This is a genomic window from Nonomuraea sp. NPDC001636, from assembly GCF_040298265.1.
Taxonomy (GTDB): domain Bacteria; phylum Actinomycetota; class Actinomycetes; order Streptosporangiales; family Streptosporangiaceae; genus Nonomuraea.
The window spans coordinates 116,506-136,380 of record NZ_JBEOZT010000024.1 but is presented as its reverse complement, the minus strand read 5'-3'; the positions used below and the strand labels follow the sequence as shown (position 1 = coordinate 136,380).

19 protein-coding genes are annotated in these 19,875 nt (G+C 73.6%); 14 read left to right on the top strand and 5 right to left on the bottom strand.

All coding sequences use genetic code 11. The annotated features are described in order from the left end of the window. Positions 1–11: 11 nt before the first annotated feature. Positions 12–1,247 carry a hypothetical protein gene (locus ABT158_RS36265; RefSeq protein WP_352361372.1) on the bottom strand — a complete coding sequence of 412 codons (1,236 nt, stop codon included), beginning with the start codon at positions 1,245–1,247 and terminating at the stop codon, positions 12–14. A 383-nt stretch (positions 1,248–1,630) separates the two neighbouring features. Here ABT158_RS36265 and ABT158_RS36260 point away from each other — a divergent pair, with 383 nt between their 5' ends. From ABT158_RS36260 to ABT158_RS36250, 3 genes are read left to right on the top strand one after another with little or no spacing between them, the layout of a single operon-like run. After that, entirely contained in the window at positions 1,631–2,800 is a 1,170-nt protein-coding gene (locus tag ABT158_RS36260) for a cytochrome P450 (RefSeq protein ID WP_352322574.1), read from the top strand. Positions 2,801–2,818: 18 nt separating this feature from the next. After that, a complete protein-coding gene (locus ABT158_RS36255) occupies positions 2,819–3,577 on the top strand; it encodes an HAD family hydrolase (RefSeq protein ID WP_352361370.1) in 759 nt (252 codons plus the stop codon). Beyond that, positions 3,574–3,852 carry a DUF4031 domain-containing protein gene (locus ABT158_RS36250; protein WP_352361368.1) on the top strand — a complete coding sequence of 93 codons (279 nt, stop codon included), beginning with the start codon at positions 3,574–3,576 and terminating at the stop codon, positions 3,850–3,852. Before ABT158_RS36255 ends, ABT158_RS36250 begins: the two co-directional genes overlap by 4 nt. On the opposite strand, the gene ABT158_RS36245 is transcribed toward ABT158_RS36250, so the two are convergent. Beyond that, positions 3,849–4,496, bottom strand: coding sequence for an HD domain-containing protein (locus ABT158_RS36245; RefSeq protein ID WP_352361366.1), 648 nt, complete (start codon positions 4,494–4,496; stop codon positions 3,849–3,851). The two genes, ABT158_RS36250 and ABT158_RS36245, sit on opposite strands and share 4 nt — an antisense overlap. A 132-nt stretch (positions 4,497–4,628) precedes the next feature. On the opposite strand from ABT158_RS36245, the gene ABT158_RS36240 reads away from it, so the two are divergent. Continuing rightward, complete coding sequence (locus ABT158_RS36240; RefSeq protein ID WP_352361364.1) at positions 4,629–5,048, top strand: hypothetical protein; 420 nt, start codon at positions 4,629–4,631, stop codon at positions 5,046–5,048. Between the two features lie 245 nt (positions 5,049–5,293). Next, on the top strand, positions 5,294–6,547 hold the full coding sequence (locus ABT158_RS36235) for a hypothetical protein (protein WP_352361362.1): 1,254 nt from the start codon (positions 5,294–5,296) through the stop codon (positions 6,545–6,547). 3 nt (positions 6,548–6,550) lie between these two features. Here the strand turns inward: ABT158_RS36235 and ABT158_RS36230 are convergent, their stop codons facing one another. After that, positions 6,551–7,117: an RNA polymerase sigma factor gene (locus ABT158_RS36230; RefSeq protein WP_352361360.1), complete on the bottom strand. Its 567-nt coding sequence runs from the start codon at positions 7,115–7,117 to the stop codon at positions 6,551–6,553. 188 nt (positions 7,118–7,305) lie between these two features. Here ABT158_RS36230 and ABT158_RS36225 point away from each other — a divergent pair, with 188 nt between their 5' ends. From ABT158_RS36225 to ABT158_RS36185, 9 genes are all read left to right on the top strand, one after another. Then, complete coding sequence (locus ABT158_RS36225) at positions 7,306–8,022, top strand: Crp/Fnr family transcriptional regulator (protein ID WP_352361358.1); 717 nt, start codon at positions 7,306–7,308, stop codon at positions 8,020–8,022. 22 nt (positions 8,023–8,044) lie between these two features. Continuing rightward, positions 8,045–9,364, top strand: a complete 1,320-nt coding sequence (locus ABT158_RS36220; protein WP_352361356.1) for an oxygenase MpaB family protein — start codon at positions 8,045–8,047, stop codon at positions 9,362–9,364. Next, positions 9,361–12,579 (top strand): ATP-binding protein, encoded by a 3,219-nt coding sequence (locus ABT158_RS36215; RefSeq protein WP_352361354.1) that lies wholly within the window; start codon positions 9,361–9,363, stop codon positions 12,577–12,579. Before ABT158_RS36220 ends, ABT158_RS36215 begins: the two co-directional genes overlap by 4 nt. Before the next feature lie 61 nt (positions 12,580–12,640). Continuing rightward, on the top strand, positions 12,641–14,461 hold the full coding sequence (locus tag ABT158_RS36210) for a glycoside hydrolase family 15 protein (protein ID WP_352361352.1): 1,821 nt from the start codon (positions 12,641–12,643) through the stop codon (positions 14,459–14,461). Between the two features lie 56 nt (positions 14,462–14,517). Continuing rightward, on the top strand, positions 14,518–15,261 hold the full coding sequence (locus tag ABT158_RS36205; RefSeq protein ID WP_352361350.1) for an SDR family NAD(P)-dependent oxidoreductase: 744 nt from the start codon (positions 14,518–14,520) through the stop codon (positions 15,259–15,261). Positions 15,262–15,357: 96 nt separating this feature from the next. Further along, positions 15,358–15,669 (top strand): hypothetical protein, encoded by a 312-nt coding sequence (locus tag ABT158_RS36200; RefSeq protein ID WP_352361348.1) that lies wholly within the window; start codon positions 15,358–15,360, stop codon positions 15,667–15,669. A gap of 198 nt (positions 15,670–15,867) precedes the next feature. After that, positions 15,868–16,347, top strand: coding sequence for an anthrone oxygenase family protein (locus ABT158_RS36195; protein ID WP_352361346.1), 480 nt, complete (start codon positions 15,868–15,870; stop codon positions 16,345–16,347). Between the two features lie 10 nt (positions 16,348–16,357). Beyond that, on the top strand, positions 16,358–16,705 hold the full coding sequence (locus tag ABT158_RS36190) for a hypothetical protein (protein WP_352361344.1): 348 nt from the start codon (positions 16,358–16,360) through the stop codon (positions 16,703–16,705). Between the two features lie 5 nt (positions 16,706–16,710). Further along, positions 16,711–18,174 carry a multicopper oxidase family protein gene (locus tag ABT158_RS36185; protein WP_352361342.1) on the top strand — a complete coding sequence of 488 codons (1,464 nt, stop codon included), beginning with the start codon at positions 16,711–16,713 and terminating at the stop codon, positions 18,172–18,174. A 24-nt stretch (positions 18,175–18,198) separates the two neighbouring features. On the opposite strand, the gene ABT158_RS36180 is transcribed toward ABT158_RS36185, so the two are convergent. Together ABT158_RS36180 and ABT158_RS36175 are read right to left on the bottom strand one after the other, a co-directional pair. Beyond that, on the bottom strand, positions 18,199–19,119 hold the full coding sequence (locus ABT158_RS36180) for an NAD-dependent epimerase/dehydratase family protein (RefSeq protein ID WP_352361341.1): 921 nt from the start codon (positions 19,117–19,119) through the stop codon (positions 18,199–18,201). Then, a complete protein-coding gene (locus ABT158_RS36175) occupies positions 19,116–19,709 on the bottom strand; it encodes a dihydrofolate reductase family protein (protein ID WP_352361339.1) in 594 nt (197 codons plus the stop codon). The genes ABT158_RS36180 and ABT158_RS36175 overlap by 4 nt, the downstream gene beginning before the upstream one ends. Positions 19,710–19,875 lie beyond the last annotated feature (166 nt).

Here is a 19,875-nt window from a genome sequence, read left to right as displayed (position 1 = left end):
CCGAGCTCCCCCTACTTGGCCAGCACCCGCCCGTCGTCGGCGATGGCCGGGAAGGCGCCGGTGTCGACGATGCCGTGCTGCTGGTACAGAGCCTCGATCAGGGCGTGCGCCTGCGGCTCCAGCTTCCACAGGGCACGATACTCGCGCGCGGTGGCCAGCGGGACGCCGATCTCCTGGGCGATGTCCACCGAGCGCGGCACGATGCGCTTGGCGATCTGCCGGTCCCAGAACTCGCGGGCGGCCCTGATCTGGGCGGCGCGCTGGGCGGTGTCGACGACCTGGGGGGTGGCGTCGAACACCTCGACGTCCTCGTCCTCGTCCTCGACGAGCTGGGCCAGCGCGGGCGGCAGCGCCGGACGGGCGGGCACGGGACGGTGGTCGGCCTCGGGCTCCCACGGCACCCGCGGATCGGCGTCGATGAGCGCGGTGGTGTTGTACAGGGCGGCGATCTGGGCCAGCAGCGCCTCCTGACGCTGCTGGTCGACGGCCAGCCCGGTGTGCTCGACGGCCTGGTCCATGGCCTTGTCGAGCTTGGCCAGCGCGCCGCGCATCTTGCGCTCGGAGGCGCCGCTGTCGCGCAGCGCCTTGGCGCGCTTGGCGGCCAGGGCGACGCGGGTGAGCCGGCGGTGGGCGTCGACCTCGGAGGCGGTGCGGTCGCTGACCTCGGCCAGGCCCATGCGGACGAGCAGGCGTTCGGGGGTCAGGCGCCAGTTGATGCGGCCGGTGCCGCGGATGCGGTGGCGTTCGATGGCCATGCCGCGCTCCCAGAGCCAGGCGGCGACCAGCGGGGCGGCCAGGCGGAAGACGGCCTCGGGGAGGCTGCGGGCGTCCATGCTGGACAGGACGGCGGTCAGGCAGGTCAGCGCCCAGACCGCGATGCCGTCGATGCCGGCGGAGAAGTTCTCCCGCATGTTGCGGCGGGCGCGGACGGCCGAGGTGATGATGGCGACCTCGATGAAGGCGAACAGCAGCAGCCGGAGCGGTCCGTCCAGGCCCAGCACGTCTCCGGAGAAGCGCCACATGCCCTGGGCGGACACGCCGGTGGCGATGGAGGCGGCGACGACGGTGAGCACGTCCTCGACGGGACGGGGGGCGACGTAGCGGGCGAATAACCAGGTGCCCGCCCGCCAGGCCATCCGCAGAACCAGGAACGCCAGCACGAGCCCGGCCAGGCCCAGCAGGGCGATGACGGCGGTGGCGAACGGCTTCTCGGCGACGAAGGCTGCTATTTCCTCAAATGTCGGCATCAGTCACTATCCGCGAGGCTCAACTCCAGCTTGTCTTGCGACGAGATCATCGCAGACTGTCGCCCCCTTGTACGCCAAACGCCACCGATTTCCCCTGTCTCCCACCGGTTCCTGTGACACACGCCGTACCAGAAGGGGGTTGTGGCTAGTCGGCGGCCCGCGACCCGGCGCACAATGAGGCGCACCCCGGCCTCCCGCGCGGGATCACGCGGCGGGCGGCCGGCGGACGGCCAGATGGACGATCGGGCGGGCGGCCAGGTGGGACGTGAGAGTGAGCGGCAATTTCGTCCTTTCGGAGGGCAACAGCCGCCTGTCCGGATGGGACCATCTACCGAGGGATTTATCCCAACATAGTGCGATGTATCCCAGCAGGACGGATATCCATGTCTGACTCAGAGTTCCCCTTCGTCCAGTTCATGCGCGAGGACTTCGACCCGGTCGCCGAGCTCGGCCGCATCCGGGCCGAGCACGCCGTCTTCCCCATGAAGATCCCCGGCGACCAGACCGTGCACCTGGTCACGCGCTGGGAGGACGTACGCGGTGTGCTCGGCGACCACGAGCGGTTCAGCAACGACTTCGCCGGCATCTCCGGCCTGGGCTCCAACCAGGAGGACCCCGGCGGCCTCGGCTTCCGGGACCCGCCCGAGCACACGCGGCTGCGCAAGTACCTGACCCCCGAGTTCACCATGCGCCGCCTGCGCCGGCTGGAGCCGCGCATCGAGGCGATGGTCGAGGAGCACCTGGACCGCATCGAGGCCAAGGGCCCGCCCGCGGACCTGGTCGAGGACTTCGCGCTGCCGATCCCGTCGCTGGTGGTGTGCGAGCTGCTCGGCGTCCCGTACGAGGAGCGCGCCGACTTCGTCAGGATCAGCAAGGACCGGTTCGACCTGTCGGCCGGGCCCGAGGCGTCCCTGCAGGCGATCAACGACGCGATGGCGTACCTGGTGGACCTGGTCGCCCGCGAGCGGCGCGACCCCGGCGAGGGCCTGCTCGGCCAGCTCCTGCGCGAGCACGGCGACGACCTCGACGACCGCACGCTGGCCAGCATGTCCGACGGCCTGCTCACCGGCGGGCACGACACCAGCACCAGCATGCTCGCGCTCGGCGCGCTCTGGCTCATGCGCCACCCCGAGCAGGCCGCCAAGGTGCGCGAGGTGGACGGCTACGTCAACGACGTCGTCGAGGAGCTGCTGCGCTACATGACGGTCGTGCAGGTGGCCTTCCCGCGCTTCGCCCGCGAGGACCTGGAGCTGCACGGCGTGCCGATCAAGAAGGGTGAGATGGTGCTGTGCTCGCTGACCGGCGCCAACCGCGACCCCTCGCTGGGCCCGGACATGGACGAGGTGCGCCCCGGCCGCGAGACCGCCCGCTCGCACCTGGCCTTCGGCCACGGCATCCACCGCTGCATCGGCGCGCCGCTCGCCCAGATGGAGATGCGCATCGCCTTCCCCGCCCTGCTGCGCCGCTTCCCGGACCTGCACGTCTCGGGCGAGGTGCCGTTCAGGGAGCTGGCCATCGTGTACGGGGTCAAGGAGCTACCCGTCGCCTGGTAGAGCGGTTACGTTCACAGTGTGGACGAGCCCGTCATCGATCTGGCCTCGATCAGCGCCGTGGTGTTCGACATCGACGGCGTGGTCACCGACACCGCCCGGGTGCACGCGGCCGCCTGGAAACACGTCTTCGACGCCTTCCTGCGCGGCCGCTGCGAACCGTTCGACATCCGTGACGACTACCTCCGGCACGTCGACGGCCGGCCGCGGCTCGACGGCGTGCGCACCTTCCTCGCCGCGCGCGGCCTGACCGTGCCCGAAGGCGGTCCCGACGACGAGCCGGGCGCGCATACCGTGCACGGGCTCGGCCTGGCCAAGGACCAGCTCTTCCTCGCGCAGGTGGACAAGTACGGCGTGGCCGCCTTCCCCGCCACCGTGGCCCTGCTGCACGAGCTGCGCCACCGGGGCGCCCGCACGGCCGCCGTCTCGGCCAGCCTGCACGGCCGCCGGCTGGTCACCGCCGCGGGTGTGGCCCACCTGTTCGACCTGGTCGTGGACGGCGGCGACGCGGCCCTGATGAACCTGCCGGGCAAGCCGGACCCCGCCCTGTTCCTGGAGGCCGTGCGCCGCCTGGCGCTGCCCGCCGGACGGGCCGCCGTGGTGGACGCGGCGCTGCCGGGCGTCCAGGCGGCCGGCAAGGGCGGCTTCGGGCTGGTCGTGGCGGTCACCCGGGACGGTCCTGGCGACGCCGCCGCGCTGGCCGGGCACGGCGCGCACGTCGTGGTGTCCGATCTGGGCGAGCTCGGCGTGCGCGGCAGGGTCCTACCCTTGAGGGCGTGACGGTGCTGATCGATCCCCCCGACTGGCCGGGGCCGCGCGGCCTGATGTGGTCGCACCTGGTGAGCGACAGCTCGCTGGAGGAGCTCCACGCGTTCGCGGCCCGGCTCGGGGTGCCGGGCCGGGCCTTCGACCGGGACCACTACGACGTCCCCGAGACCGTGCACGCGCGGGCGGTGTCGCTGGGCGCCGAGCCGGTCAGCTCGCGCGAGCTGCTGCGCCGCCTGATCGCCGCCGGTCTGCGCCGCCGCAAGCGCCACGACGCCGGCGCGCCCTAGCCTTCCGCGAGGCGGGCCAGCTCGGCGGTCATGTTGGCGCGGGCGGGCTCCTCCCACAGCTCGCGGGCCCGGTCCGTACGGTAGAGCCGCGGCGCGGCCAGCAGCCGGCGCAGCACCTGCGCGCGGCCCTGCCGGAACAGGTCGTCGGGCACGTGCGCGTACTCGCGGCGGATGTCGGCGGCGTAGGCGTCGTAGCCGGGGCGGCCCAGCACGGCCAGGTCGGCGTCGCACAGCACGGCCCCGTCGCGGTCGCCGGCGGCCACCGTGTCGTGGGCGGCGGTCAGGCGGACCAGCCGGGCGGTCGCGGCGACCCGGCCGGGCGGCACCCCGCAGCGCGGCAGGCGGGCCTGGGCGAGCTGGGCGCTGCGCTCCTCGTCCCAGCCGGGCCTGCCGTCGTAGACGGCGTCGTGGAACCAGGCGGCCAGGCGCACGGCGGCGGGGTCGGCGGCCTCCCCGGCCAGGTCGTCGACGGCGGCCAGCACGGCGGCCAGGTGAGTAAGGGTGTGGTAGCGGCGGTGGGGCTCGGCCCAGCGGGCGATCAGCTCGGCGCCGGCGGCCCGCGCGGCCGGGGAGCCGCCCGCGAGCGCGAGCCATCCGGCGGCGAGCCGGGCCCTCGACGCGGGGTCCGGGCGGTCGTGGATCACGCCTCCACCGTAGTGGCCGGGGCGGTACGTCCCGGCTTTGTGTCCTTGAGTACACCCGGTATTTACCCGGCTGTCCCACCGCTCTGCCTCTCCGTACGGGGACCTGGTTCCCCCCGGAAAGGAGACAGCGACATGGCGACCGGTGAGTTCCAGGTGATGAAGGTTCCGGCCGAGCAGTTGAGCGGCGTGCTGCACGGTCAGGTTGTGGACCCGGGCGCCCAGCCCACGAACGTCGTGAGATGCGGCGAGGGCTGGACCGTTGACGTGAGCTGGGAGGTCGCCGGCGAGCTGGTCGACTGGCTGGCGGGACGGTGGCATGTGGAGATCATCGCCGACCTGCTGGGAGGTGGTGAGACCCGTCATCCCTCGCCTCCCGTGGAGATGACGTTCACCCCTGGCTCGGGACGCTACACCGCGTCGGTCCCGATGCGCGGCCAGCTCGGTCCGGGCACCTATGACCTGGTGGTCAACCTCACCACGACGACGGCCGCCGGCTCCGCGGGGGCGCTCGGCGGCTTCGTCGTGATCAGCAAGATATCGGTGCGGGAATAGCCGGCCGCCGCCCCGGGCCCCTCCCGGGGCGGCGGGCCCGGCAGGGGCTCGGATCGCCCTGCAACCGCACCGCAAGTCACCCGCCCTACGCTCCGGGCGGCGGTCACGGGGAAAGCGGGACCGCCGCCCTGTATCTCACGTCACCGGACGCGCTCTGACCCGGTGAGGATCGACGGTCCCAGGGGGGACCACTGACGGGAGACCTCATGTCCGAAGTGGAACAAGCGCTTGCGCCAGGCGCTCCGATGACGGCGGACGACGTGCTGCGCATCGCCGCCTGCAAGGACAGGAACCCTGCGCTTGAGGCCATGGTCATCGCCCATGGCTACCACCGTGTCGCCGGGGACCTCGCCCAGCACCTGGGCCAGGACGCGACCAACTGGTACTGCTACGCCAAATGGACCTCCAAGGCGGTCGCCGAGAGCCTCGACCTGACGCCGGGCTCGCCCTTCCTGACCGGTTTCGGCGACCGGCTGCACGTGCCCGCGCGCCTGCGCCGCCTGTTCCGCGCCCTGTTGCTGACCCTGCTCGGCCCCAGCTACCAGCTCGGGCTGGCGCTGGCCAACCGGGCGATCTTCCTGGAGACCGCGAGCCTGGCGGCCAACCTGTGGAACGGCACGCCCGACTGCTACGTCAAGGTGAGCCCGGACTCGGAGAACACGCCGATGCCGCCGGAGTTCCTGTCCGGCCTGCTGGAGGAGGCCGACGAGCGCTACCTGCGGGACGCCGCCCTGCTGCTGCGGCAGGCGCGCGCGGCCACCGACCCCGACGAGCGGGCCGAGCTGATGTTCGGGGCGAGCGTGGCGCTGTCGGCCTACGAGCAGAAGCGCGCGCAGAAGGCTCTGGAGCTGGTGCTGTACCGGCCGGTGCGGTGGCTGACCCGGATGTCGTGGCGGTCGTTGCGCTCGCTGGTGACCCGGCGGCCCTACGCCCGCTTCCCGCTGTTCAGCGCCCGGCACGAGGACCAGCCGTGGTTGACGCGCGTGCTGGAGGCCAAGTGGTCCTCGCTGTACACCCGTCACCTGTTCGCGGTGCGCACGCCGCTCAGCGACGTCAGGGTCGGCCGGCCGCTGACCCCGCCGCCGGGCGTGGACATGGCGCTCGCCTGGCGGCCGATCAGGAACGAGAAGGTGCGCAAGCTCGCCGAGGAGTTCATCCCGGACGACGTCGAGCAGGCCACGGCCGGGGTGACCGACTGGGTGTCCTACCCCGACCGCATGCGCTTCATCGTCGGCTACTTCCGCACCTACCAGCGGGTGGGCGCGCTCTACGACCCGCCGTTCGGGCCGGAGCTCACCGCGGCCCTGGAGGCGGAGACGGCCCGCGGCACGCTGCCGGAGCCGGTCGCCGAGACTCCGCGGGCCGACCGGCTGCTCCCCGGGACGCGGCGCAAGACGTACGCCTTCCCCGAGGAGACCGATCCCGACGCCTACGAGATGGCGCGCTTCGACTTCGAGCCCTTCCTGGAGGCGATCCCTCTTGACCGGTCAGGAAACTAGGACTCAGTCCAGGAAGTCCCTGGTGATCTCGCGGTCCTGCAGGAGCCCGCGCAGCCTGGCGAAGCAGCGGGCGCGGGTGGGGCCGATGCTGCCGACCGGCCGGCCCAGCCGGCGGGCGACGTCCACGTAGTGCGGCTCGGAGGTTTCCGTGAGTGCTCGAAACAGCACGCGCTGGGCCGCGGGCAGCTCCTCGACCAGCTCCTCCAGCGTGCCGGCCAGCCAGATCCTGGCCAGTTCCCTGTCCACGTCGTCCGTGCTGCCGAGCGTGTCGAGGTCGGGCGTGCAGATCTCCCGGGTGCGCCTGGTCAGCTTCAGGCACTCGCGGAAGGCGATCGTGGCCAGCCAGCCGGGCATGCGCTGGGGGTCCTCGACGCTCTTGAGGTTCTGCCAGGCCAGCAACCAGGTGGTCTGGAGCACGTCCTGGGCGTCCTCGTGGCCGAGCCGGAAGCGGCGGATCCTCGACCGCAGCATCGGCGTGAACTCCTCGACCAGCCGCTCCCACGCCTGGGCGTCGCCCGCCTGGGCGTCCGACACGAGGGTGGCGGTGTCGCGGCGCTCCAACGTATCCAACTGCATCATCGTCTCCCCGCCGGCCGGGGTCCTCGGGGGTCAACCTCGTTCGACCGGCCCCCCAACGGTGCTCCCGGCGGCCTGCGCGCACTGTCGCGGACGACACAGTGCGGGTGTGGCGCTCGTCACATTCGGGAGATCGCTTACCACTTACTGCCCGATCGGCGTTCGCGTCCTAAAGTTCTTCCATGAGCGCCAGCAGCGGGGCGGTTCCACACGACGTCCAGGCGGTCGCCGCCGTGCTGGCGGAGGTCCCGCTGTTCCGCGTGCTCGGACCGGCCGGGATCACCAGCACCGTGCGCGCCGGGGTGGCGCGCCGATACCGCAACGGGCAGATCATCCTGCACCAGGGCGATCCGGGCGAGTCCCTCTACGTGCTGCTCGACGGGCTGGTGAAGGTCGTCTTCACCACCGAGCACGGCGACGAGATCGTGCTCAACATGCTGGGCCGGGCGGAGACCTTCGGCGAGATGGCGCTGCTGGACGACTCGCCGCGGTCGGCGTCGATCATCGCCGTGCGTCCCTGCTGGATCTTCGCGCTGCCCAGGGCGCGGCTGCTGGAGCTGATGCGCGAGCATCCCGGGCTCGCCGACGAGTTCCTGCGCATGCTCGGGCAGATGGTGCGCAGGCTCACCGGGCAGGCCGCCGACCTGGCCTTCCTCGACCTGGGCGGGCGCCTGGCCAAGCTGCTGCTGCAACTGTCGGTCAAGCGCGGCCAGACCCAGGGCCCGGTCGTGGACATGCCGGGGCTGACCCAGTCGGACCTCGCCGCGCTGATCGGCGCGTCCCGCCCGGCGGTCAACCGGGCCCTGCAGTCGCTCGCCGCCCGCGGCCTCATCGCCATGAAGGGGCGGACCATCACGTTGCTGGACGTCGAGGCGCTGCGCAAACGCGGAGGTCTCTGACCGGATCTGGAGTACGGCGAACATGAACGAGCACGACAACGCCCCCGCCGAGCGCTGGCCGGCGGAACGGTTCCGGCAGTTACGGCAGCAGGCCGACCCGGACATCGACAAGATCGTGGCCGGCTACCTGGAGACCAGGCCAGAAGGGGAGAACGCGCTGTCCCTGCTGCGCGCGGTCGTGGTGGAGCTCGGCCGGGCCAAGCGGGAGGCGCGGGCGCCCTCGGGCGAGACCGGCCCCTCGGCCATCTTCGACGCCATCGACTTCGGCAAGGACCTGCCCGAGTGGGGCGACGACGCCGAGCTGCTGGCCCGCGGCCAGGCCGTCTTCTCCGACTACGGGCTGTACCAGTCGGTCGCGCTGTTCTGCAAGTGCCTGCCCATGGCCTACGTCGAGATCTCCAGCGCCAAGGTGCTGGCCGGCGTGTCCGACCTGGCCACCCACAGCCTCACCCGCCGGGTCGCCGAGACCGGCCAGATGCTGGTGGACGTCATGGGCCTGAAGGCCACCGACAGCCTGACGCCGGGCCGTCCCGGGCACACGACGGCGATCGGGCTGCGCATCCTGCACTCGTTCGTGCGCGCGCTGGCCACCGAGCACTTCGGCGACGACTGGGACACCGCCAGGTTCGGCCCGCCGGTCAACCAGGAGCTGCTGCTGGCCACCATCTTCGACTTCTCGGTCGTCACGTGGGAGGCTCTGGAGAGCATGGGGGTGCGCCTCAGCGACGCCGACAAGGCCGCCCACCTGTACACGTGGAGCGTCTTCGGTCACCTCATGGGCGTCGAGGCGTGCCGCGACCGGCCGCTCACCCTCGACGACGTGCCGCCGGTCAGCGAACGGCTCGGCCGCCTGTACGAGTCGAGCGAAGAGGGCCGCAGGCTGATGGCCGTGCTGCTGGCGGAGATGGAGGAGTTCATGCACCTGGGCTGGCGCAAGCTGCCGCGCAGCCTGGTGCACTGGGTCTTCCGCGACGCCCGCCACAACGCCGCCCAGGTCCCGGCGCTGCTCGACGTGCCGCCGCCGGCGTGGTGGTTCAACGCGCTGTTCGCGGCGGCCAGGGCCGGCAACCGCTACGGCCGCCTGATGGGCCCGGTCGACGCGGTGGTGCGCTGGCTGGTGCGCCGGGCGGGCAAGCACATCGTCATCGCCATGATCGACCGCTACTCGGGCGGCCACGCCGCCTTCCAGATCCCCGAGGAGCTGGCCGCCCAGTGGCGCGTCCGGCAGTCGAAGACGGCGCGCCGCACGCGCAGGCTCCGCCACAGCGTCCGCAAGGGCGTGCGGAAGGGCGTGGGCAAGGCGGCCAGGGCCCCCGTGCGGAAGGAGGGACCACCCGCGTGAGCACCCCGCACGAGCCGGGCACGCTGACCACGGCCACCATCCTGTTCACCGACGTGGTCAGCTCCACAGCCCTGCGGATCAGGCTGGGCGAGGAACGCGCGAACGTCGTCTTCCGCCGGCTCTACCAGCTCCTGCACTCGGTGGTGACGGCCAGCGGCTCGACGTTCACCAAGAGCCTGGGCGACGGGCTGATGGCGGTGTTCGGCTCGGCCACGGCCGGGCTCGACGCGGTCATCGCCGTCGAGCAGGCCGTCGCGGCCGAGAACGAGCGGGCGCTGGAGAAGATCTCGATCAGGGCCGCGCTGGCGGCGGGCGACGTGTGCTGGGGCGCCGACGACGTCAGCGGGCTGCCCACGGTCGAGGCGGCCCGCCTGGTCGCGGTGGCCGAGGGCGGCCAGGTGCTCTGCACCGACCTGGTGCGCCGCCTGGCCCAGGGCCGCAGCCGGCACGAGTTCAAAGACCTGGGCCGGCTGCCGGGCAAGGGCCTGCGGGAGCCGATGCACACCTACGAGCTCCACTGGCAGAGCGCCGACAACCAGCACGCCGGCGGGCTGGCGCCCTGGCTGGACAGCGGGCACGTGCTGCCGTTCGTCGGCCGGGACGAGGAGCTGCGGGCGCTGGAGGAGGAGCTGGGGGCGGCCGAGGTCGGCAGCGGGCTGGTGATCCTGCAGGGCGATCCGGGCGTCGGCAAGACCCGGCTGGCCTCGGTCGTGGCGCGGCGGGCGCTCAAGCGGCAGTTCACCGTGCTGGCGGGGCGGTGCACCGATCCGGCGCGGCAGGCGTACGAGCCGATCGCCGGGGCGGTCGAGCGGCTGGCCCGCACCTCGCCGGCGCTGTTGCTGCGGGCCGGGGTCGACCAGCAGTGCGGGCAGCTCGTCCGGCTGGCGCCCTCGCTGGCCGCTCCCCCGCTGTCGCTGGCCGTGCCGCCCGCCACCGAGCCGGTCTCCGAGCGTTACCACCTGATGGCCGCGGCCCGCACGCTCATCGAGCGCCTGGCCACCGTGCGGCCGGTGCTGCTGGTGATCGACGACCTGCAGTGGGCGACGCTGGAGTCGCTGCAGATGCTGCACTCCCTGATGTGGGACGCCGACTCGCTGCCGCTGCTGATCCTGGCCACCTCGCGCCCGGTGCCCGTCGAGTCGGCGATGCCCGAGCTGCACAAGCTGACCGCCGGCGGCCGCCTGGTGCAGGTCTCCTCCTTCGGCATGGACGAGGTCAGCCGGGCCCTGTCGGAGGTGCGCAGCGACGGCGACCCCGAGCTGCTGTACCGGATCACCGGCGGGAACGCGTTCCTGGTCACCGAGGTGGCCAGGGAGCTGGCCGCGGGCGCCGACCTCGACGCGCTGACCGTCCCCGACTCGGTCACCCGCATGGTGCGGGCGCGTCTGGCGCAGCTCCACCCCGACGCCCGCGACCTGGTCAGCCTGCTGGCCGTGGGCGAGCGCATGGAGTCGGCCGCGCTGCGCCTGGGCCTCGGCCTGGACGAGGCGCGCTTCGTGGCCGCCGTCGAGGAGGCCATGGGCGCGGGCCTGGTGACCATGGCCGACGGCGGCCAGTGCCAGTTCTCCCACGAGCTGACCCGTACCGCCCTGTACGCCACGCTGTCGGCCCCCCGCGCCGGGCTGCTGCACGGCCGGGTCGCCGACGCCCTGTGCCAGGCCGACCCGCAGGCCATGGAGTCGCGCCCGTACGTCGTGGCCACCCATCTGCTGGCCGCCGCCGAGCACGGCCGCGACCCGCGCCGGACGGCCGAGGCCGCCGAGGCGGGCGTGCAGGCGGCCCGCCACGCGCTGGCCGGGCTGGCCCACCGCGAGGCGGTCACCTGGTACCAGCGGGTGCTCGGCCTGCTCGCGGACTTCCCCGGCGCCTCCCCGGAACGGCGCGCCGAGCTGCTGATGGACTGCGGCCGGGCGATGTGGCTGGCCGGGCACCCGGAGGCGCGCGAGACCCTGCACCAGGCCGCCGAGCTGGCCAGGGAGTGCGGGCGCGACGACCTGATCGTGGTGGCCGCGCTCGGCGGCGACCGCGGCTTCTCCAGCATCTCCGCCGCCCCCGACCAGCGCCGCATCGCGCTGCTGACCGAGGCGCGCAAGCTGGTCGACTCCACCGATCTCAGCACCCGGGCGCTGCTGGCCGCCCTGCTCGCCTCCGAGCTGATCTGGGCGCCCGACGGCGAGCGGCGCTTCGCGCTGAGCGACGAGGCGGTCGCGCTGGCCCGCAAGTCGGGCGACCCGCGCACGCTGGCCAGCGTGCTCGGCATGCGCAGCCTGACGATCATCCCGGCCGACCCGCTGCACCAGCGCCACCGCGACGGCGACGAGATGCTGGAGGCGGCCCGCCGCACGGGCGACGACCTGGCGCTGTTCCACGCCTACGTGCAGCGCACCCCGCCGGTGCTGGACAGCGGCGACACCGCGCGCGCCGCGACGCTGCTCGACCAGGCCGACGAGCTGGCCCGCCGGCTGGCCCAGCCGCAGCTCAACTGGCTGATCGGCTACTCCAGGGCGGGCCTGACGCTCATGCAGGGCGACCTGGCCCAGGCCGAGACCGAGGCGCTGTCGGCCATGCGGCTCGGCAGCGAGATCGGCCGCCGCCTGGAGGCCGTGGCCATCTACTCCGAGCAGATCTCCGAGATCCGCCGTCTGCAGGGCCGGCTGTGGGAGCTGCGCGACCGGCTGCGGCGCGCCGCCCAGGCGCCCCGGGTCGATCCGGTGCACGCCGTGCTGCGCTACCTGTGCGAGATGGGCGACGAGGAGGCCGGGCCGCTGCTCGACCGCATCCTGGCCGACCGCGGCGGCGTGCCGCCGCGCAACATGGCCCACCGGCCGGCCCTGGACAACCTGGCCGTGGCCGCGGCGCATCTGCGCCGTCCCGAGCTGGCCGAACGGCTGTACGCGTCGCTGGCCGCCGACGGCGAGACGTTCGGCCACGGCACGGTCGCCCACCACTGCGGCCACCACTACCTGGCCCACCTGTGCGTGACGATGGGCGACCCGGCGCGGGCGAGCGAGCACTTCGAGGCCGCCGCCGAGGTGCACGAACGCAGCGGGGTGCCGCTCATGCTGGCCGAGTCGCTGCTCGACTGGGCCGACCTGCTCGACACCGCCGACGTCGGCGGCCCCCGGCCGGCCGCGCTGCGCGAGTGGTGCGCCTCGCTGCTGCCGGGCCGCGGCGCGCTCCTGCTCGACCGCCGGCTGCCCGCGCACCCCGTTTAACCTGCGGCGACATCGGGCAACCCGGCACGGGGGGCGCGATGAAGAGGTACGGGGTGCACGGATGGCCGGGGGATTTCCACCGATCGGGGCGTACGCGTTCCTGTCGGACTGTCACACGGCGGCACTGGTCGCGCCCGACGGGGCGGTGGAGTGGATGTGCGCGCCGCGTTTCGACGGCCCCAGCGTGTTCGCGCGCATCCTCGACCGGCGGCTCGGCGGGGCGTGGGAGTTCGACGTGGCCGGCGCGCGGGTCGAGGAGCGCGGCTACGTCGAGGAGACGCTGGTGCTGCGCACCCGCTGGGTCGGCCGCGACTGCGAGGTCGTGGTGCACGACTTCTTCGCCACGTCGCCGCCGGGGACGGGCGGCAGCGGCGTGGTGCCCGTCCGGCTGCTGGTGCGGTGGGCCAGGTGCGAGCGGGGGCGGGCGGTCGTGCGCTCGCGGGTGCTGGCCAGGCCCGACTACGCCACCCGCGAGGCCCGCTGGACGCCGCGCGACGGCGTGCTGGCCGAGGAGTCCGGCCTGCTGCTGACCGGCATGGCGGAACCGGCGGAAGGGCCGGCGACAGGGCCCATGGCCGAGACCACGCTCGGCGCGGGCGAGTCGTGGGCGGTCGCGCTCGACTACGCGGGTCAGGGGCACGCGCCCGTCCGCGATCCGGAGCGGCTGCTGGCCGGCACCGTGCGGTCGTGGCGGTCGTGGTCGTCGCGGTCGGCCTACGACGGGGTGGGGGCGCGGCAGGTGCGGCACAGCGCGGTCGTGCTGCGCGGGCTGCTGTTCGACGAGAGCGGCGGGCTGCTCGCGGCGCCCACGACGTCGCTGCCGGAGTGGCTCGGCGGGCGGCGCAACTGGGACTACCGCTACGTGTGGCACCGCGACGCCGCGCTCATGGTGCTGGCGCTGCTGCGGCTCGGCCATCGCGAGGAGGCGGGCCGCTACCTGACGTTCCTGCTCGGCCAGTGCGCGATCCACGAGGGCGACCTGCCGCCGGTGTTCGGCGTCGGTGGCGGGCCGGTCGCCGACGAGACCGTCCTCGGCCATCTGGAGGGGTACGCGGGCTCGCGTCCGGTGCGCATCGGCAACGGCGCCGCCGGTCAGCACCAGCTCGACGGCTACGGCCACGTCCTGGACGCGGCCATGGCCTACCACTCCGTGACCGGCGAGCTGACCGGCGGCCCGGTGTTGTGGCGGCTGGTGGAGCGGGCCCGCGAGCGGTGGCGGGAGCCGGACGCCGGCATCTGGGAGGTGCGCGGCGGCGAACGCCACTGGACCTACTCCAAGCTGTACGCCTGGGTCTGCTTCGACCGCGCGGTCCGGCTGGCGGAGGCCACCGGCGAGCCCGGCCTGCCCCTGGCGCAGTGGCGGGCCGAGCGTGCGGCCGTCCGCGCCGAGCTGCTGGAGCGCGGCTACAATGCCGACGTCGGCGCCTTCACCCAGTCCTACGGGTCCGACCAGGCCGACGGCTCGCTGCTGCGGCTGCCGCTGCTCGGCTTCCTGGACGGCGACGACCCCCGCGTGCTCGGCACCCTCGACCACATCCAGGCCCGCCTGGGCGAGGGCGGCGCGCTCGTGCACCGCTACGACCCCGAGACCACCCGCGACGGCGTGGACGGGCCGGAGGGGGCGTTCCTGATGTGCTCGTTCGAGATGGTCTCGGCGCTGGTGCTGGCCGGGCGGACGGCCGAGGCCCGCGACCGGTTCGAGACGCTGTGCGCGCGGGCCGAGCCGCTCGGGCTGTTCGCCGAGGAGATGACCGGCGACGGGCACATGACGGGCAACTATCCGCAGGCGTTCACGCATCTGGCGCTGATCGAGGCGGCGCTCAACCTCGACGCCTCCGGCACCGTCGACGCCCTGCACGACTGGGCCGAACACGGCGGCTGACCCGGCGCCTCCGGGCCCCCGGCGGCGTTCGGGGTGCGGCTGCTAGGGTGCGGCGGGTGAGCGGTCGCGCCGTACTCGTCACGGGAGCGTCCAGGGGCATCGGCAGGGCGGTGGCGACGGCGTTCGCCGCCCAGGGTGACCGGGTCGCGGTCCACCATCGCGACTCGGCGCGGGCGGCCGGGAACGTGCTCGGCGAGCTGGCCGGCTCGGGGCACGTCGTCGTCCAGGCCGATCTGGCCGACCCCGAGGGCGTGCGGCGCCTGGCCGACGAGGCGGCGGCGGCGCTGGGCGGGCTCGACGTCCTGGTCAACAACGCGGGCGTCTACCATCTCCACCCCATCGCCACGACGTCGTACGAGGAGTGGCAGGCCGCCTGGCGCCAGGCGTTCGAGGTGAACCTGATGGGCCCGGCCAACCTGGCCTGGTGCGCCCTGCGCCACATGCGCGCCGGCGGCCGCATCGTCAACGTCAGCTCCCGCGGCGCCTTCCGCGGCGAGCCCGACGCCCCCGGCTACGGGGCCAGCAAGGCGGGCCTGAACGCGATGAGCCAGTCGCTGGCCGTGGCCCTCGCCCCGCACGGCATCGCGGTCGCCGCCGTGGCCCCCGGCTTCGTGGCGACGGACATGACCACCGAGCACCTCAAGCCGCCCGCGGGGGACGCGATCCGCGCGCAGAGCCCGTTCGGCCGGGTCGGGGAGGCCGAGGAGATCGCCGCCGCCGTGCTCTACCTGGCCTCGCCGGCGGCCGAATGGGCCAGCGGCACCGTCCTCGACCTCAACGGCGCCTCCTACCTTCGTTAACGCCCGGAAATATCGGGAAATGCCTCATCTTTCGGCCTGGCCGGGTAGTTTGCCCCACGGACATTCCCGAGGACCGAGAGAGGACGACCGGTTTCGATGAAAACGCGCAAGCACATCGCACGGCTCATCGTCGGCGCGGGCACACTGGCGGCGGTGCTCGCCGTGAGCGGCGGGGTGGCCCACGCCGCCGGACCGTACCCGTACGCGGGGGCGGACGACGTCGGCCGCCGGCTGACGGTGTGTGCGGACGACCTGATGGTCCGCGACTTCGTCGGCACCCTGCACCGGGGCCAGACCTTCACCGTCAAGGGCTTCGACGGCGCCTACAAGGAATGGGTGTACGGCTTCGCCTACGGCAACGTCAACGCCAACGGCTGGGTCGAGAACGGCTGGTTCTGCGACGCCTGACGCATCCCGTACACCCCGGCCCGTGACCAGGAACGCCCTGGCCACGGGCCTTTTTACGGCGCCGGCAGGTACGGCGCGATAGCGCGGCACTACATCCGTCGTCGTAGACGCGGCCGGTATTTGATCCCGCTGGGGTAGCGGCAGATGAGTCCGCCGGTGGGACGCCACGGAGCCCCGGCCGGACGACGATTACCAGACATGAGAACCCGAGTCAGGTACCTCCATGGCGCCGCGTTGCTGGCGACCGGGCTGCTCGCGGGCGCGTTCGGATACGGCGCCGCCAACGTGGTGCCCACGTTCGGCGCCGTGCCGCTGGACGTGCGCCTGACCTTCCACACCACGATGATGAAGGTCAACGAGCCGGTCATGCAGAGCGCGATGGCCCTGGCCATCCTGACCACCTTCGGGCTGGCGCTCGCCGGCCGCGACCTGCCGCGCCGGCTGGCTTCCGGCGCCGGCGCCCTGGCGGTGGCCTCGCTGCTGATCACCGTGTTCGGCAACGTCCCGCTGCACGCGCGGTTCCGCGAGTGGGCCGCCGGCTCCGTGCCGGCCGGTCACGCGGAGGTCTTCCAGCGGTGGGAGCTGTTCCACACCCTGCGCACCCTGACCGCGCTGGCCGCCTTCGTGCTGGTCGTCGTCGCCGCGGTCGCCGTCCGTCCCTCGACCTCGTCCCGTTAGGAGAACCGTCATGTTCCTGCGTATCGCGCTCGCCGCGCAGACCGTCGCCCTGCTGCTGCAGGCCGTCACCGCCGGGCTGCTGCTCAGCTCGCCGGGCGGCCGGGCCGCCCACAGCGCCACCGCGATGGCCGTCGCGGCCACCGTCCTGCTGTACCTGGTCGCCGCGGTGATGACCAGGCAGCGGGCGGTCATCCTGGCCGCCGTCGGCATGCTGGTGGCGACGCTGGTCCAGATGGCGCTGGGCATGGCGCACGTGAAGGGCGTGCACGTGCCGCTCGGCGTGCTGATGTTCGGCGGCAGCATGGTGCAGACCGCGCGGGTCTGGTCCGCCGGCCGCCCCCGGACGACGTCGGCATGACCGGCATGACCAGGCGGCAGGCGCTGCGGCTGCTCGGCGTGGGCGCGGCGCTGGGCGTCTCGGGCGTCTCGGGCTGCTCGCTGCTGACCCGCACGCCGCTGCCCCAGCTGATGACCAGCCAGGCGCCGCTGCCCGCGCCGTACGCCGTGCCGCTCCCGCGGCCCACGGTGGCCAGACCGGCCAGGACGGACGCGGGCGCCGACTACTACGAACTCCTCCAGCGCCCGGCCGAGGTGGAGATCCTGCCCGGCCTGCGCACCCCGGTCTGGGGGTACGACGGGCAGTTCCCCGGCCCCACCATCCGGGCGCGCTCCGGCCGCCGGACCGTCGTGCGGGTCGGCAACCGCCTGCCCGCCCCGACGGTCACCCACCTGCACGGCGGGCACACCCCGCCCGAGTCCGACGGCTTCCCCACCGACCTGGTCCAGCCGGGCGCGCACCGCGACCACGTCTTCCCGCTGGAGCAGCGCGCGGCCACGCTGTGGTACCACGACCACCGCATGGACTACACCGGGCCGCAGGTCTGGCGCGGCCTGGCCGGCTTCTTCATCGTGGACGACGACGAGCAGGACCGGCTGCCGCTCCCGTCGGGCGAGCGGGACGTGCCGCTGCTGATCTGCGACCGCGCCTTCCAGGCCGACGGGACGATGCCCTACCCGGCCAGGCCGGACGGCCCCGGCGCCCGCGAGGCGTTCATGGGTGGCGTGCTGGGGGACGTCATCCTGGTCAACGGCGCGCCCTGGCCGCGGCTCGGCGTGGACCGCGCCCGCCACCGGCTGCGGCTGCTCAACGCCTCCAACGCCCGCACGTACGAGCTGGCCCTGTCGCCCGGCGGCACCCTGACCCAGATCGGCAGCGACGGCGGCCTGCTGGCGGCGCCGCGTCCGCTCCAGCGCATCCGGCTGGCGCCCGGGGAACGCGCGGACGTGATCGTGGACTTCGCCGCCTACCGCGTCGGCGACCACGTCGAGCTGCGCAACCTGCTCGGCGAAGGGCCGCAGGCCCGGGTGATGCGGTTCACCGTCGAGCGCGACGCCCGCGACGACTCGGCGATCCCCAAGGTCCTGTCCACCGTCGAACGCCTCGACCCGGCCTCGGCCGCGGTGACCCGCGACTTCGAGTTCAGCAGCGGCGACCTGCGCGGCCACACCGGCTGGCTGATCAACGGCAAGCCCTTCGACGTGCGCCGCGTCGATGCCCGGCCCAAGCTCGGCCAGGTCGAGATCTGGCGGGTGACCAGCGACGTCGCCCACCCCGTGCACCTGCACCTGGCGCCCTTCCAGGTGCTCTCGGTCGGCGGCGAGCGGCCGGACGGCCCGCCGGAGTGGAAGGACACCGTCGAGCTGCGGGAGGCGCAGACCGTGGAGATCATCACCCGTTTCACCGGCTACCGAGGCCGGTACGTCCTGCACTGCCACAACCTCGAACACGAGGACATGGCCATGATGAGCACCTTCGAGGTGGTCTGACCCCGGGCCGCTCGCCCGGTCGCGCTAGCGGGGGTTGCGGGCGCGCCAGGCGACGTAGTCGGCGACCGCTCCGGCCAGGTCGAAGGCCGGCTCGAAGCCGGTGTCGCGGGTGAGCCGGGCGATGTCGAGGCAGGGATCGTCCCCGTCAGCGCCGGACCGTCCGGGCAGGAGGACGGGCCGGGAGCCGGGGACGGCCGCCCGTACGGCGCCGGCGAGGTCGCGGTTGGTGAACGGCCGGCCGCTGGAGACGTTGTAGACGGTGTGCGGCAGGGCTCGCGCGGTCATCAGCAGGGCGATGGCGCGCCCGGCGTCAGGCGCGTAGCAGGTGTCGCCGCCGTCGCCGGCGTGCAGCGGCGGCGGCCGCTCGCCGCGCAGGGCGGCGCCGACGTACGGCGGGATGTGGTTGAACGGCGACTCCGGGTCCATCAGCGGCCCCCAGACGCTGCCGATCCTGAGCACGACCGGCTGGACCCCGCTGCCCTGGAGGCCGTGCGTGGTCAGGGGCTCGACGGCCTTCTTCAGGGCGACGATCGGGTGCGGCAGGTCCGCGGCGGGCAGCGCCAGCTTCTCGTGCCACCGGGTCTCCGGCCGTCCGGCGTAGACGCCGAGGCTGCTCGCGACGGCGAACCTGCGCACGCCCCTGGCCCGCGCCACCTCCAGCGCGTTGAGCAGGCCGGTGGTGTCCGCGCGGAAGAAGTCCACCGGGTCCGCGCCGGGGATGCCGCCGGCCAAGTGGACGATGTCGCCGACGTCGTGGCGGGCGGCCAGGGCCAGGAAGGCGTCCCGGTCGGTGACGTCCAGCGGCTCCACGGCGACCCGGCCGGCCAGGAACGAGGGGACCTCGGCCCGGCGGTGCGCGGTGACGACGACCCGGCGTCCGAGGTCGGCGAGCGCGCGGGCGGTGTGCGCGCCGATCATGCCGAGCCCTCCGGTGACGAGGATCACCGGGCCACCTCGTAGCGCAGGTGGGTCACGCCCGGCGCGGGCACGGCCTCGACCAGGCGCAGGCGTACGTGCTCCGGCAGCTCACCGAAGAACGGCCGGCCGCCGCCGAGCAGGACGGGCACCTGGTGCAGGACCACCTCGTCGACCAGGCCCGCCCGCAGCGCCTCGGTGACCACGCCGCCGCCCATGAGGCCGACGTCCTTGCCGCCGGCGGCCTGGCGGGCGGCGGCGATCGCGTCGTGGACGCCGGTGGTGACCAGCCTCTGGCGGTCGGTGATCTCCGGCGCCGGGCGGTGGCTCAGGACGACCAGCCGGGCGCCCGGGTGGGGGCTGCCGCCGCCGAAGTGGTCGGAGTCGTCGTAGGTGCGGCGGCCGGCGACGATCGCGCCGACGCGGGCGGCCAGGGCGTCGAAGAGCCGGGAGCTGGGCGCGCTCAGCTTGAACCCGCCGAAGACCTGGCTGGGGGTGTCGCCGTCGAAGTACCAGTCGAACAGCATGGACGCGTCGCCGAGGCCGCGCCCGGCGCCGGGGTCGCGGCCGGTGATGAAGCCGTCGACCGACACCGCGTGGGCGCTGATGACCTTGCTCATCGGAGTGTTCCCTTCCGGAGTTTCGTGCCTGGGTCGGATATCCCGGGAGGGAATCCGAGGGAGTCGTGGAATCGCCGTCGCCGGAAAGTCTCCGCCGCGCCGCCGTCCGACCGGCAGATGCGGAAGTGGACGATCGGCGATGACGAACGTCATCGCCGATCGGGGG

What these genes read in the sequence shown, in the direction of transcription:
- ABT158_RS36265 (WP_352361372.1), bottom strand. Translation starts at nt 1,247, where the DNA reads ATGCCGACATTTGAGGAAATAGCAGCCTTCGTCGCCGAGAAGCCGTTC.
- ABT158_RS36260 (WP_352322574.1), top strand. Translation starts at nt 1,631, where the DNA reads ATGTCTGACTCAGAGTTCCCCTTCGTCCAGTTCATGCGCGAGGACTTC.
- ABT158_RS36240 (WP_352361364.1), top strand. Translation starts at nt 4,629, where the DNA reads ATGGCGACCGGTGAGTTCCAGGTGATGAAGGTTCCGGCCGAGCAGTTG.
- ABT158_RS36235 (WP_352361362.1), top strand. Translation starts at nt 5,294, where the DNA reads ATGACGGCGGACGACGTGCTGCGCATCGCCGCCTGCAAGGACAGGAAC.
- ABT158_RS36225 (WP_352361358.1), top strand. Translation starts at nt 7,306, where the DNA reads ATGAGCGCCAGCAGCGGGGCGGTTCCACACGACGTCCAGGCGGTCGCC.
- ABT158_RS36220 (WP_352361356.1), top strand. Translation starts at nt 8,045, where the DNA reads ATGAACGAGCACGACAACGCCCCCGCCGAGCGCTGGCCGGCGGAACGG.
- ABT158_RS36210 (WP_352361352.1), top strand. Translation starts at nt 12,641, where the DNA reads ATGGCCGGGGGATTTCCACCGATCGGGGCGTACGCGTTCCTGTCGGAC.
- ABT158_RS36200 (WP_352361348.1), top strand. Translation starts at nt 15,358, where the DNA reads ATGAAAACGCGCAAGCACATCGCACGGCTCATCGTCGGCGCGGGCACA.
- ABT158_RS36195 (WP_352361346.1), top strand. Translation starts at nt 15,868, where the DNA reads ATGAGAACCCGAGTCAGGTACCTCCATGGCGCCGCGTTGCTGGCGACC.
- ABT158_RS36190 (WP_352361344.1), top strand. Translation starts at nt 16,358, where the DNA reads ATGTTCCTGCGTATCGCGCTCGCCGCGCAGACCGTCGCCCTGCTGCTG.
- ABT158_RS36185 (WP_352361342.1), top strand. Translation starts at nt 16,711, where the DNA reads ATGACCAGGCGGCAGGCGCTGCGGCTGCTCGGCGTGGGCGCGGCGCTG.
- ABT158_RS36175 (WP_352361339.1), bottom strand. Translation starts at nt 19,709, where the DNA reads ATGAGCAAGGTCATCAGCGCCCACGCGGTGTCGGTCGACGGCTTCATC.